Genomic DNA, 13,631 nt, shown 5'->3' on the forward strand with positions numbered 1-13,631 from the left:
CGCTCAGCCCAGTCTGGCCAGCGCCGAGCTGAACGCGTCGGGCTGGATGCTCGCGCCGCCGGCGAACGGGTTCTGCAGCTGGAAGATCGCGTAGAGCAGCAGGGCGATCGTGCCCGCCAGCGTCGACACGATCACCAGGTGCGCCGCCATGCGCGTCCCGCCGAAGAGGTTGGGCAGCAACACGGAGATGATGCTGCCGAGGATCAACGCGAACCAGACCACCGAGCCGACACCGCTCGTCGCGGCGTCGGTGAGCCGCGCCTGGCGGGCCTGGTAGACCTGCCACAGGTCGTTGGCCGCCTCGGTCTTGCGGTCGTTTTCCCAGTCGTTGCCGGCCTGCGCTTCGGCGATGGTGCGGCGCAACTGGTCCAGCTGCGTCCATCCGGTGTCGGGAATTGTGCCGCCATCGGCCAGGCGCGGCCATTCCTGGTGCTGCACCGTGGTCGCGTACGCGGTGGCCAGTTGCTGCACGCGCTGGCCGGTGTCGCCGGGCAGCGCTTCGGCGGCCCAGGTCATGGAGACGAGGCCGTCGGCCTCGGTGTAGGAGCCATCGCGCGCGGTACCCACGGCGTCGAACAGCGAGATCAGCACGAACGCGACCAGCACTGCGTGCAGGCCGCCGACAATGGTGAACACCTGACCGGCCGCATCGTTGTTGTCACGACGACCTTCATCCCAGCCGAACCGCCTCACCAGATAGCCGATACCGCCACAGACGACGGCCGCTCCGACCACCCAGAAGATCCCGGTCAGGTAGACGTTCATCCGACCCCTTTCGCACGCGAAGACCACTCCGTCCACCATTTATCGATGAATTCCCGGAAGTGGGCCCGCTCAAGGTAGTCACACGATTCCTGGGCGACAAGCGGAGGGTCCTCGGTTCATTCGAGTGGCCCTGCGGGGGCGCCGATGATCACTGGAACGGAGCAGTTGAAGGCTGGAACACCTGCTCTCGATATGTCCGCCCACCTGGGCAACCCGGACGATCTTCGGCCGAACTTCCCATCCGGGTGAGTCCGTTCGACCCAGGGTGACGAAAGGTCCGTCAACGAAGATCGACTAGAACTGGTACTCAGACAACAGCAACTGGAATGTCCGATTACCCGTTCTGGCAAACAGGTGAACCGGCCCGGTTACCCGAACGTGGGATTGTCAGGTCAAGTCGGCTTGCTATGTTGATTCCGCGGCGCCGCCCCTGAAGGAAAAGCACCAATAAACGAACTTTAATTCGTGCTGGAAAATTCCTCACACGCTCGAATCCTACGATAGGTGGTTTTCGCTGTGACCGTCACGGACCCCGTGGACTCCGCGAATCACGAACAACCGCAACTGAGCCTGGGGCGGGCCGCGGCCCGCACGCTCGCGACGACGACCAAGTCCGTTCCGCAGATGCAGGGCATCACCACGCGGTGGCTGCTCAAGGTGCTGCCGTGGGTCGAGGTCTCGGGCGGCTCGTACCGCGTGAACCGCCGGCTGAGCTACGCGGTGGGCGACGGCCGGGTCACCTTCACCACCACCGGCGCCGAGGTCCGCGTGATCCCGCCGGAGCTCGGCGAACTGCCGCCGCTGCGCGGGTTCGACGACGAAGAGGTGCTCGTCGAGCTGGCCGGCCGGTTCGTGCAGCACGAGTTCGCGCCCGGCGATGCGCTCGTGGAGTTCGGCCACCAGGCCGACCAGGTTTTCCTCGTGGCGCACGGCAAGATCAGCAAGGTCGGCACCGGCGCGTACGGCGACCAGACGGTGCTCGGCACCCTGGCCGACGGCGACTACTTCGGCGACTCGGTGCTCACCACCACCGACGGGATCTGGGAGTACACGGCCAAGGCCGTGACCGCGTGCACCGTGCTTTCCTTGTCCCGCAGCGAGTTCCAGGGCGTGCTCGATCGCTCCGAGGCGCTGCGCGAGCACCTGGACGCGGTCGTCGCGGGGGCCGCCCACGCCGCCAACGACCACGGCGAAGCGGTGATCGACGTCGCCTCCGGGCACGACGGCGAACCGCAGCTGCCGGGCACCTTCGTGGACTACGACAGCTCGCCGCGCGAGTACGAGCTGAGCGTGGCGCAGACCGTGCTGCGGGTGCACAGCCGGGTCGCCGACCTCTACAACCAGCCGATGAACCAGATCGAGCAGCAGTTGCGGCTGACCGTCGAGGCCTTGCGCGAACGCCAGGAACACGAGCTGGTGAACAACCGCGACTTCGGTCTGCTGCACAACGCGGACTACTCGCAGCGGGTGTCCACCCGCACCGGCCCGCCCACCCCGGACGACTTCGACGAACTGCTTTCCCTGGTGTGGAAGGACCCCGCGGTCTTCCTGGCCCACCCGAAGACCATCGCGGCGTTCGGCCGGGAGTGCAGCCGCCGCGGTGTGTACCCCGACGCCGTGGACCTCGGCGGGCACCAGGTGCCGGCGTGGCGCGGCGTGCCCGTGCTGCCGTGCAACAAGATCCCGGTCACCGACACCCGCACCAGCTCGGTGCTGCTGCTGCGCACCGGCGAGCAGTCCCAAGGTGTCGTCGGCCTGCACCAGACCGGTCTGCCGGATGAGTACCAGCCGGGCCTGAACGTGCGGTTCATGGGCATCAGCGAGCAGGCGATCATGTCGTACCTGGTCAGCGCCTACTACTCCGCCGCCGTGCTGGTGCCCGACGCGCTGGCCGTGCTGGAGAACGCCGAGATCGGGCGCGGTGACTGAACATGGCCGCGCCCGCCACCCCGCCGCGCCCGCCCGAGGCCGCCCCCGTGCGGCCCGGCTCGGCCCCGCTGCCCCCGCCGGCGTTCGGGCCGACGGGCCTGGGCACGAGCGCGCTGCGGATCGTGCCCAAGCCCGCGGCCACGCGGCCTCCCGAAGCAGAGCCACCCAAGCGAGGAACTGAATGACCGTCACCGAAGAGCCGCCGCTTTCCCTCTCCACCCGCGCGGCCCGGACCCTGGCCACCACCACGAAGTCGTTGCCGCAGATGCGCGGCATCACCCCGCGCTGGCTGCTCTCGCAGCTGCCGTGGGTCGAGGTGCCGGCCGGTTCGTACCGCGTGAACCGCCGGCTCACCTACACCGTCGGCGACGGTCGAGTGAGCTTCTTCAACACCGGCGCCCGGGTGCAGGTCGTGCCCGCGGAGCTGGCGGAACTCCCGCTCCTGCGCGGATTCGCCGACGCCGACGCGCTGGCGGCGCTGGCCGAGCGCTTCGAGCAGCGCGAGTACGAACCCGGCGACACCATCGTCACGGCGGGCTCGCCGCTGGACACCGTGGTGCTGGTGGCGTTCGGCAAGGTCTCGCGCACCTCGCCCGGCTCCTACGGGGAGGAGGCGAACCTCGGCACGCTGACCGCGGGTGACCACTTCGGCTCCGAACTGCTCGGCGGCTCGGCCGGCGAGTGGAAGTTCACCGCCCGGGCGAGCACTCGCTGCATCGTGCTGACCCTGCCGGCCGAGGCGTTCGAGCGGCTCAACGGCCGCGTCGAAAGCCTGCGCACGCACATCACCGAGGTACTGGCGAGCCCGCGGCGCGAGCACAACAAGGCCGGCGAGGCGAGCATCGACCTGTCCGCCGGGCACGACGGTGAGATCGCGCTGCCGGGCACCTACGTGGACTACGACCCGGCGCCGCGGGAGTACGAGCTCGCAGTGGCCCAGACCATCCTGCGCACGCACAACCGCGTGACCGACCTCTACAACCAGCCGATGAACCAGCTGGAGCAGCAGCTGCGGCTCACCGTGGAGGCGTTGCGTGAGCGCCAGGAGCACGAGCTGGTCAACAGCACGGAATTCGGGTTGCTGCACAACGCGGACCTCGGCCAGCGCGTGACCACACGCAGCGGCCCGCCGACGCCCGACGACCTCGACGAGCTGCTGTGCCGGCGGCGCAAGTCGCGGTTCTTCCTGGCGCACCCCAAGGCGATCGCCGCGTTCGGGCGCGAGTGCACCGCCCGCGGGCTGTACCCGGCCAACTCGGTGCTCGACGGACGCCGGGTCACCACGTGGCGCGGGGTGCCGCTGCTGCCGTGCGACAAGATCCCGATCTCGCCGCAGGGCACCACGTCGATCCTCGTCATGCGCACCGGCGAGGAAGACGCCGGCGTGATCGGGCTGCGGCCCGCGGCGTTGCCCGACGAGTACCAGCCGGGGCTCAACGTGCGGTTCATGGGCATCAGCGACCACGCCGTGACGTCCTACCTGGTCAGCGCGTACCACTCGGCCGCCGTGCTGGTGCCCGACGCGCTGGGCGTGCTCGACGACGTGGAGATCGGGCGCTGAGCTTCGAGTTTCGTTCGGAGGGGATGTATGACCACAGTGGACGCCCGGGCGCGGACGGTGCCGGAGGTGCTGGCGTGGAGCCGGGATCTGTGGGAACCGGCGATGCGCGCGGCGGTCGACCGGCTGCCCGACTCGATGCGCCACATCGCCGGCTACCACTTCGGCTGGTGGGACGCCTCAGGCGCGCCTTCGACCGTGCCGAGCGGCAAGGCGCTTCGCCCGGCCTTGGTGCTGCTGTCCGCCGAAGCGGCGGGCGGTGACCCCGCCGACGCGGTCGCCGCCGCCGTGGCGGTGGAACTGGTGCACAACTTCTCACTGCTCCACGACGACGTCATGGACGGTGACGAAACCCGCCGCCACCGGCCGTGCGCGTGGACGGTGTTCGGCACCAGCCCCGCCATCCTCGCCGGCGACGCGTTGCTCACGCTGGCCTTCGACGTGCTGGCCACCGACGGTCCGGCCGCCGCGCGGGTGCTGAGCACGGCCGTGCTGGACCTGCTGCACGGCCAGAACGCGGACCTGGCGTTCGAACGGCAGCGGTCGGTGGACCGGGCGTCGTGCATCCGCATGGCCGAGGGCAAAACCGGGGCGCTGCTGGGTGCCGCGTGCACCCTCGGCGTACTGGTCGTGGGCGGACGTGGTTCGCACGTCTCGGAGCTGGGCTCGTTCGGCCGCTCGCTCGGCCTGGCGTTCCAGCACGTCGACGACCTCCTCGGCATCTGGGGCGACCCGGCCGTGACGGGGAAACCGGTGTACTCGGACCTGCAGAACCGCAAGAAGTCGCTGCCGGTGGTCGCGGCGCTGGCCGCGGACACCGCGGCTTCGCACGAACTGGCGGCGCTGTACCGGCAGGAGACACCGCTCTCGGCGGCGCAACTGGGCCGCGCGGCGGCGCTGGTGGAGACGGCAGGTGGGCGGGCGTGGAGCTCGGCCGAGGCTTCCCGGCTGCTCGACGCCGCGCTGTCCGCACTGACGGCGACCGCCCCCGTCGCCCGTCCGGCGGCGGAGCTCACCTTGCTGGCGCACCACATCACCCGCCGGGACCACTGACGTTTCGCACCTGAACGGCGCGCTCGTGCCCTTCCTCCGGGGCACGAGCGCGCCTTTCACCGTCGGGCGGCTGAGTTGCGAAGCGATATCCTGGACGCCATGAGCACGGTCCTGAGCACCGGCAACGAGCCGGCCTGTTCCATCGAGCGGAGCCTGGAGGTCCTCGGCGAGCGATGGACCTTCCTGATCCTGCGCCAGCTCTTCCTCGGCGAGACGCGGTTCACCGAGCTGCGCGAGTCGCTCGGGGTCGCACCGAACCTGCTCAGCGCGAGGTTGCGCACGCTGACCGAGGCCGGCGTCGTGGAAACCGCGCCGTACCAGGAGATCGGGGCTCGGCAGCGGCTGAGCTACCACCTCACCGAGGCCGGCCGGGAGCTGTGGGTCGTGCTCCTCGGGCTGCAGCAGTGGGGCGACGCGCACCGGCCGCGGCCGGTCGGGCCGTCGGTCGTCCGGCGGTCGAAGTCGAGCGGGCAGGCCGTGCGGGTCGCGTTCGTCGACGAGGACGGGGCCGAGGTACCGGTGGAGGATGTGGAGCTCGTCGCATCTGAGTACTGAAAATGTATTCAGAGGGATAACGTTTCGGTGCCGTGGACATCACCGGATCCGTCGCGCTGGTCACCGGCGCCAACCGCGGCATCGGCCACGCCTTCGCCCGCGCGCTCCTCGACCACGGGGCCGCCAAGGTCTACGCGGGTGTGCGCGACCCGGCCACGGTCACCGAACCCGACCTCACGCCGCTGCGGCTGGACGTCACCAGTCCCGCGGACGTCGCGGCCGCCGCGGCCACCGCCGGCGACGTGTCGATCGTGATCAACAACGCGGGCATCCTCGGCGGCGTCGACGAACTGCTCACCGGTTCACTGGACACCGCACGGCAGGTGCTGGAGGTGAACTTCTTCGGCACCTGGGCGGTGTCTCGGGCGTTCGCGCCGACGCTCGCGCGCAACGGCGGCGGTGCGCTGGTCACGATGCTCTCGGTCGCGTCGTGGCGGGGCAGTGCGCGCAGCACCGCCTACTCCGCGTCGAAGGCCGCCCAGTGGTCCCTGATCGACGCCTTCCGCGACGGCCTGCGCGACCAGGGCACGCTGGTCGTCGGTGTGCACGCCGGCTCCGTCGACACCGAGGGCGCCGCGTGGCTGGACGTGCCGAAGATCGAACCGGCCCAGGTCGCGGAGGCGACGATGCACGCGCTGCTGACCGATCGGCCCGAGGTCCTCGTCGACGAAGCGGCCCGCCGGCTCAAGGCGGCGCTGTCCGAGCCTCGCTGCTGACGGTCGCGGCACACAAGCGTCGCTCGGCTATTTGCCCGGGCGTGTGAGGCCGTCGCGGTCGGCGCCTTCGGACAGCACGACCTTGTCGGTGTTCGCCAGCGCCTCGGTGCCGCGCGCGGTGGCCGGCGCCGTGGTGAGGTCGCGCAGGCGGATCGGCGGGCCGAGGTCGATGAGCGTCGGGAGGTACTCGGCCTTCGAGACGGCCCAGTGGCCGTCGGTCTGCGTGAAGGTGAAGCGGGCGGCCGCGCCTTCCTCGGTGGAGCCACGGGGGTCGTCGTGGCGGGCGATCTCGTTGCCGAGGCCGTAGGCGACCCACTTGCCCTCGACCTTCGCGAACGGCTGCACCACGTGGGCGTGGTGGCCCACGATCAGGTCGAGGTCGCGTGAGGCCAGCAGCTTGCGCGCCAGCGCGGCCTGGTCGTCGGTGACCTCTTGGTGGTACTCGACGCCCCAGTGCAGGCCGGCGATCACGACCTGCGCGCCGGCCTCCCGAGCCCGATGGGCGGCCGCGAGGATGTCGTCGGCGTCGATCTCGTTGGCCAGCCACGGCTTTCCGGCCGGGACCTTGATGCCGTTGAAGCCGAAGGCGAACGAGAGCTGGGCCACCTTGACGCCGTGGACGTCGAGGATAAGTGGCTTCGCGGCCTCGTCGGCCGAACGCGCCGAGCCCGTGTGCTTCAGCCCCACCTCGTCGAGTTTGTCGAGCGTGCGCGTGATCCCCGCCGCGCCCTTGTCGAGCGTGTGGTTCGACGCCGTCGAGCAGGTGTCGTAGCCGGTGTCCTTGATGGCCTCGGCGATCTGCGGCGGCGCGCTGAACGACGGGTACCCCGTGTACGGCCCGCCTTCGGGGGCGAGCGGCGTCTCGAGGTGGCAGATGGCGAGATCGGCGCCGGCCACGAGCGGCTTCACGCCCGCGAGGATCTGCCGGTAGTCGATCGTGCCGCCGCCGTCGGCCTCGGCCTGGTCGGTGAGCGCCGGGTGGATGAGGACGTCGCCGGTCGCCACGACCGTGAACGACGAGGGGCCCGCGGAAGCCGGCGAACCGGGTGCGGACGGCTCGACTCGCGGCGGTGCGGCGACCTGCGGAGCGCCGCTGCACCCCGCCAGCACCAGCGCGGCCCCGGCCCACGCGAAGACCGAGCGGCGGATGCGCGTCATGTTCGCCCCCTTTGTCCAGCTGCCGGCCACATCCTGCCGCATGTCCGCCGGACAAGACCCAACACCCACTGTGACAGCCTGTAATCGCACCCAAGTCAACAAGAAAACCCACCAGCAACCGCAACAGCGGCATGATCTGCACGCAGGAACAAGCCCTGGTCAGCGCGGAAAAAATACGATAATTAGCCGCCAACGACCAGTACGAAAATCACTCTCCGTAGGTATCCATCCGCTAACTGCCGCCGAACCTGTGGTTGACGTCACCCGATCCAGTGTCTTGTAATACGAGTTACGCGGAGTTCACGCCCACGCAACAGTCACCCTCGGCCCTCATGGGAGCACTCGATGTCCACATACCCGCACAGGTCTCGCACCTGGAGCGTTGTTGGTTGTTGTTTGATTGCCGGCGTGGTGTTGGCCGGCTGCTCATCGGGCAAGGACACCGCCGCGCCCGCGCAGCAGGCGCCGACGAACGGCAAGATCACGCTGTACTACCTGCAGAAGCAGGGTGACCAGCAGTACTTCGTGGAGCAGGCGCAGGGCGCCCAGGAGAAGGCGAAGGAGCTGGGTGTCGACCTCAAGGTCGTGAACCTCGGCCAGGACGCCAACAAGGCCATCACCGAACTCGACGCCGCGGTCGCGCAGGGCGCCAACGGCGTCGCCATCGTGGTGCCGGACCAGGCCATCGGCCCGGAGGTCATCGACAAGGCCAAGAGCGCCGGCATCCCGATCATCGCCTCGGACGACGTGATCAAGGACGGCTCCGGCAAGGCCGCCGCGTTCGTCGGCTTCAACGGCACGCAGATGGGCACCTCGGTGGGCCAGGAGGCCGCGAAGCTGTTCAAGGCCGCCGGCTGGTCGGCCGCCGACACGAAGGTGATCAGCGCCTTCAAGCAGGACCTCACCGTGTGCACCGACCGCGTCAACGGCGCGAAGGCCGCCTTCGACAAGGACTCCGGCGCCCAGGTGCAGGTGATCAACGTCGGCACCGACAACTCCCCCGTCGACGCGCAGAACCGCGCCGGCGCCGTGATCAGCTCCAACCCGGGCGTGAAGCACTGGGTCGTGTGGGGCTGCAACGACGAGAACGAGACCGGTGTCGTCACCGCGCTCGCCAACTCGGGTGTCGGCGCGGGCGACATCATCGGCGTGGGTCTCGGCGCCTACCTCGACTGCAAGGACTGGGCCGCGGGCAAGGACACCGGCAACAAGTCCTCGCTCTACATCTCCGGCGCCGAGGTCGGCAAGAGCGCGATCCAGGTGCTGGTCGACAAGGTCAAGAACGGCAAAGAGCTCCCGGCCGAGACCATCGCCAAGACCACGATGGTGAACAAGGACAACTTCAAGGCGGCCGGCGTCAACTGCACCTGACCCGACCGCGGCCCGGGAGTGTCCACAAGCGACACTCCCGGGCCCTCCTTGTGAAGGAAGAGGCTCACCATGGCCAGTTCCACGGCGCTCATCGCCGAGGGCATCGGCAAGCGCTTCTCCGGCGTCACCGCGCTCGACGACGTGACGCTGGAGTTCCACTCCGGCGAGGTGCTCGCGCTCATGGGCGAGAACGGCGCCGGCAAGTCGACGCTGCTGCGCGTGCTCTCGGGTGACCACGAGCCGAGCGACGGCACGCTCCGGGTCGACGGCGAGCCGGTGGTGTTCGACAACCCGCGCGCGGCGATGGCAGCCGGCGTGCGCGTGATCTACCAGGAACCGGAGATCATCCCGCACGTTTCGGTGGCGGAGAACGTTTTCGTGGGTGAGCTGCCCGCGCGCGCCCGCGTGTTCAGCCGGCGCACGCTCAACCAGCGCACCCGCGAAGCGCTCGTGGAATACGGCTTCGAGGGCGTGCTCGACCCCACCACGCTCGGGAGCAAGCTCTCGGCCGCCCAGCGCCAGCTCGTGGAGATCCTGCGGGTGCTCACCGCGGCCACGCCGCCGCGCGTGATCGCGTTCGACGAGCCGACGTCGTCACTCTCGGAGCACGAGGTCGACGCGTTGTTCCGGCTCATCCGCCGGCTGCGCGACTCCGGCGTGGCCGTGGTCTACGTGTCGCACCGCATGAAGGAGATCTTCCAGCTCGCCGACCGCGTGGCGGTGCTGCGCGACGGCAAGCTCGTCGGCGTGCAACAGGCCGCGGAGTCCGACGAGAACCAGTTGGTGCGCATGATGATCGGGCGCGACCTCTCGGCGCTCGACCGCCGGGAGACGGCCGAGACCGGGCGAGTCGTGCTGCGGCTCGACGGCGTGACCACCGACGACGTCACCGACATCTCGTTCGAGGTCCGCGCGGGTGAGGTCGTGTGCCTGGCCGGGCTCGTCGGCGCCGGGCGCTCCGAGCTGGCGCGTGCGATCGTCGGTGATCTGCCCGTGCGCTCGGGAAAGCTCGAGCTCGACGGGAAACCGTTCAAGGCCCGCAATCCCGGTGACGCCGTGAAGGCGGGCATCGGGTTCGCGCCCGAAGAACGCAAGACCGACGCGTTGCTGATGCAGCGTTCGGTGCGCGACAACGTGTCCATCGCCGTGCTCGACCGCTTGCGCCGCTTCCGCGTGATCAAGCGGGCGAAGGAGCGCGAGCTCGTGGCGGAGTACGTGCGCGAGCTGCGCGTGCGCACGCCGTCGATGGAGCAGGAGGTGCGCAAGCTCTCGGGCGGCAACCAGCAGAAGGCCGTGCTCGCCCGCTGGCTCGCCCGCCGTCCGCAGCTGCTGATCCTCGACGAGCCCACCCGCGGTGTCGACGTCGGGGCGAAAGCCGAGATCTACCGCATCATCGACGGCCTGGCCGAGGAAGGCATCGCGCTGCTCGTGATCTCGTCGGACCTGCCCGAGGTGCTCGCGCTGGCCGACCGCATCGTCGTGATGCGCGCCGGGCACGTCGCGGGCGAAGTGAACCGCGACGACGCAACCGAAGAAGCCGTACTGACCCTGGCCATCCCGGCGACGGAGCCGGCCGCCGAAGACATCCAGGAGGTGGGGGCGTGAGCACCCCGACCCGGCCCAGCCCCGCGCAGGAGCAGCCGACCGACCAGCCCGACCCGCACCGCGTCTCCCCCGCGCGCAAGGTGCTGAACGGCATCGGCGTGCAGAACAGCAGCCTGATCATCACGCTCGTGGTGCTCGTCGTGCTGCTCTCTTCGCTCAACGACAACTTCTTCCGCACCAACAACCTGCTCCTGATCGGCAGCGCGGTCACCATCATGGGCCTGCTGTCGCTGGTGCAGACGCTGGTGATCATCCTCGGCGCGCTCGACATCTCGGTCGGTTCGATGGCCGGGCTCGCGTCGGTGATCTCGGCCATGGCGTTCACGGCCACCGGCAACTCGATCGTCGGCATCCTCGCCGCCGTGGGCACGGGGATCGCGTGCGGGCTCGTCAACGGCCTGATCATCATCTTCGGCCGGGTGAACCCAGTGGTCGCGACCTTGGCGACGCTGGCGACGTACAAGGGCATCGCGCAGGTCGTGTCCGACGGCAAGGCGCAGGGCTACACCGGCGCCGACGACCTGTTCATCTTCCTGGCCAAGGGCAGCGTGCTCGGCCTGCCGACGCTGGTGTGGGTGTTCCTCATCGTCGCGGCGGTGCTGCACTTCCTGCTGAAGTACACCGACATCGGCCGCAACGTGTTCGCCATCGGCGGCAACGACACGGCCGCGCGCCTGGCGGGCATCAACATCAACCGCTACATCATCGGCGTCTACGCGCTCGTCGGCGTGGTCGCGGCGATCGCGGGTGTGCTGATCACCGCCCGCACCGGCTCGGGTCAACCGACGTCCGGCTCCGAAGGCTTGGAGCTGCAGGCCGTGACCGGCGCGGCGCTGGGCGGCACGATGCTCAAGGGCGGCAAGGGCTCCATCGTCTCCACGGTGCTGGCGGTGTTCATCCTCGGCGTGCTCGACAACGGCATGTCCGGGCTGGGCATCAACCAGTTCTGGCAGAACGTGGCTCACGGCGCGCTGCTCGTGGTCGCCGTGGTGCTGCAGCAGCTGCGCAGCGGGGAGCGCCGCGTCGGTCTCCCGGCCTGACGTGGGCAGTGACGTGGGGGCCGGCGGGGCCGGCCTGCACGCCCGCATCGTCGACGCGCTCGGCCGGCTGATCGTCGAAGGGACGCTGCCCACGGGCGAGCCGATCGTGCCCGAGGACATCGGGCGGCGGTTCTCGGCCTCCCGGACGGTGGTCCGGGAGGCCCTGCGGGTGCTGGAGTCGAAGGGGCTCGTGGCCGCGCGTCCGCGGGTCGGCACGTGGCCGCAGCCGCCCGAGGCCTGGGACGCGATCGACCCGGACGTGATCGGCTGGCGCGTCGGCGGGCCGGATTCGCGGCAGCAGCTGCACGACCTGATGGAGCTGCGCCACCTCGTGGAACCGCAGGCCGCACGCCTTGCCGCGAGTTACCGCGCGCCGGACGAGCTCTCCGCCCTGGCGGCGGCCTACGGGCTGATGACCGACGCCGTCGAACGCGAGGACACCACGGCGTTCACCGAAGCCGACACGCTGTTCCACGCCGCGCTCGTGCGGGCCGCGGGCAACGCGTTGCTCACGCAGCTGCAGGTGCCGGTGGTCGCCGCGCTGCGGGCCGCGCCCGAGCCGACCGACGGCACGCTCGTGGCCCACTCGCGGGTGCTCACCACCGTGCTCGCCAAAGACGCCGAAGGGGCAGAGAAAGCGACCCGCCGACTGTTGGAAACCGTTGCGGCGTACCGTTCAGCGGCACCTTGACACGATCAATGGTCCATACCATAGTCCGTGATCGACCGGCCGCCGAACGCGTGGCCGCCCGCCGCCCTGAGCTGGTTGAGGAGGACGCACCCATGCGTTTCCCGGGAATCCGCGGCTTCGCCGTGCTCGCCGCGGCGGTGACGGCCGGCGGGCTCGCGCCGGTCGCCGTCGCGAGTGCCGCGCCTGCCGCGCAGTGCTCCGTGGCCGACGCGATGGTGAAGGCCGGTGACTACTGGGTGGCCCACGGCCCGAACCTGGCGCCGGCCGACTCGCAGAACGCGACGTTCCACGTCGGCAACCTCGCCGTCGTGCGGACGACCGGCGTGTCCAACCACACGACGCTGCCGTGGGGCCAGGCCAACAACTACCTGCTGCCGACCACCGCGGGCCAGCCGTTCCGCGCGGAGGACGAGGCCGCCGGCGAGGCGTACCTCGACCTCTACACCTACTTCCACCCGGACCCGCCGATCCTCGCCGATCTGCGCGCGCGCCTGGCGGCCGAGGTCGACAGCGTCGAGGCCGGCCACACCGGCTACTGGGACCACGTCACCGCGCTGAACATGGCGATGCCGTCGTTCGCCCGGATCGGCGTGCTGGACTCCTCGGAGCCGACGCTGGCCGCGATGCAGAAGCTGTTCCACAGCACGGAGAAGAACCTGTTCGACGAGTTCCCCGGGCTGTGGCGCACCGACGCGCACTCCGTCGGCTACTGGGCGCAGGGCAACGGCTGGGCGCTCGCCGCGCTCGTGAAGGTGCTTCAGGTCCTGCCCGCGAACGACCCGCGGCGCCCGGAGTACGTGCGGGTGTTCAAGAAGATGGCGACCACGCTGAGCGTTCTGCAGCGCCCGGACGGCTTCTGGAATGCCAACCTGCTCCTTCCCTTCGGTGGCCCCGAAAGCAGCGGCACGTCGCTCATCACCTACGGCCTGGCGTGGGGTGTCAACTCGGGTGTGCTCGACGCCCGCTGGTTCGAGCCGGGCGTGGACCGGGCATGGAAAGCCCTGTCCACCAAGGCAGTGACCGCCGAAGGCCTGGTCGGGTACGTGCAGCCCAAGACCGACGGACCGGGCTCGGCGAAGGCCACCGACACCTCCGGTTACGGCGTCGGCGCGTTTCTGCTGGCGGGCCAGCAGGTCGCGGACCTGACGCCCGGCTGCACCCTTCCGCCCACGAGCTGATCGCGGGCGAGC

At 70.0% G+C, this 13,631-nt stretch carries 13 protein-coding genes; 11 read left to right on the forward strand and 2 right to left on the reverse strand.

Annotated features, from left to right (window positions below):
- Window positions 1-3: 3 nt before the first annotated feature.
- Window positions 4-765 (reverse strand): bestrophin-like domain, encoded by a 762-nt coding sequence (locus ACWEOE_RS27180; RefSeq protein WP_452013909.1) that lies wholly within the window; start codon window positions 763-765, stop codon window positions 4-6.
- A gap of 516 nt (window positions 766-1,281) precedes the next feature.
- Between ACWEOE_RS27180 and ACWEOE_RS27185 the strand changes: the two genes are divergently transcribed.
- The 6 genes from ACWEOE_RS27185 to ACWEOE_RS27210 all read left to right on the forward strand — a co-directional run bounded on the left by ACWEOE_RS27185 (window position 1,282) and on the right by ACWEOE_RS27210 (window position 6,576).
- Window positions 1,282-2,694, forward strand: a complete 1,413-nt coding sequence (locus ACWEOE_RS27185) for a family 2B encapsulin nanocompartment shell protein (RefSeq protein WP_452014101.1) — start codon at window positions 1,282-1,284, stop codon at window positions 2,692-2,694.
- A 2-nt stretch (window positions 2,695-2,696) separates the two neighbouring features.
- Entirely contained in the window at window positions 2,697-2,879 is a 183-nt protein-coding gene (locus ACWEOE_RS27190; RefSeq protein ID WP_452013911.1) for a hypothetical protein, read from the forward strand.
- Entirely contained in the window at window positions 2,876-4,255 is a 1,380-nt protein-coding gene (locus ACWEOE_RS27195) for a family 2B encapsulin nanocompartment shell protein (protein WP_452013913.1), read from the forward strand. The genes ACWEOE_RS27190 and ACWEOE_RS27195 overlap by 4 nt, the downstream gene beginning before the upstream one ends.
- Window positions 4,256-4,282: 27 nt before the next feature.
- A complete protein-coding gene (locus ACWEOE_RS27200) occupies window positions 4,283-5,305 on the forward strand; it encodes a family 2 encapsulin nanocompartment cargo protein polyprenyl transferase (protein WP_452013915.1) in 1,023 nt (340 codons plus the stop codon).
- A gap of 99 nt (window positions 5,306-5,404) precedes the next feature.
- Entirely contained in the window at window positions 5,405-5,860 is a 456-nt protein-coding gene (locus tag ACWEOE_RS27205) for a winged helix-turn-helix transcriptional regulator (protein WP_452013917.1), read from the forward strand.
- A gap of 32 nt (window positions 5,861-5,892) precedes the next feature.
- On the forward strand, window positions 5,893-6,576 hold the full coding sequence (locus ACWEOE_RS27210) for an SDR family oxidoreductase (protein ID WP_452013919.1): 684 nt from the start codon (window positions 5,893-5,895) through the stop codon (window positions 6,574-6,576).
- A gap of 27 nt (window positions 6,577-6,603) precedes the next feature.
- On the opposite strand, the gene ACWEOE_RS27215 is transcribed toward ACWEOE_RS27210, so the two are convergent.
- Window positions 6,604-7,734, reverse strand: coding sequence for a CapA family protein (locus ACWEOE_RS27215; RefSeq protein WP_452013921.1), 1,131 nt, complete (start codon window positions 7,732-7,734; stop codon window positions 6,604-6,606).
- Window positions 7,735-8,142: 408 nt separating this feature from the next.
- On the opposite strand from ACWEOE_RS27215, the gene ACWEOE_RS27220 reads away from it, so the two are divergent.
- From ACWEOE_RS27220 to ACWEOE_RS27240, 5 genes are all read left to right on the forward strand, one after another.
- Complete coding sequence (locus tag ACWEOE_RS27220; RefSeq protein ID WP_452013923.1) at window positions 8,143-9,105, forward strand: substrate-binding domain-containing protein; 963 nt, start codon at window positions 8,143-8,145, stop codon at window positions 9,103-9,105.
- Between the two features lie 69 nt (window positions 9,106-9,174).
- Complete coding sequence (locus ACWEOE_RS27225; protein WP_452013925.1) at window positions 9,175-10,710, forward strand: sugar ABC transporter ATP-binding protein; 1,536 nt, start codon at window positions 9,175-9,177, stop codon at window positions 10,708-10,710.
- A complete protein-coding gene (locus ACWEOE_RS27230; RefSeq protein ID WP_452013927.1) occupies window positions 10,707-11,750 on the forward strand; it encodes an ABC transporter permease in 1,044 nt (347 codons plus the stop codon). The genes ACWEOE_RS27225 and ACWEOE_RS27230 overlap by 4 nt, the downstream gene beginning before the upstream one ends.
- A gap of 1 nt (window position 11,751) precedes the next feature.
- Entirely contained in the window at window positions 11,752-12,441 is a 690-nt protein-coding gene (locus ACWEOE_RS27235) for a FadR/GntR family transcriptional regulator (protein WP_452013929.1), read from the forward strand.
- Between the two features lie 92 nt (window positions 12,442-12,533).
- The gene (locus ACWEOE_RS27240; RefSeq protein WP_452013931.1) at window positions 12,534-13,619 is read left to right on the forward strand and encodes a glycoside hydrolase family 88 protein; all 1,086 of its coding nucleotides are present in this window, start codon (window positions 12,534-12,536) and stop codon (window positions 13,617-13,619) included.
- The last annotated feature ends 12 nt before the right edge of the window (window positions 13,620-13,631 follow it).

The sequence above is a fragment of the Amycolatopsis sp. NPDC004368 genome (genome assembly GCF_053602515.1).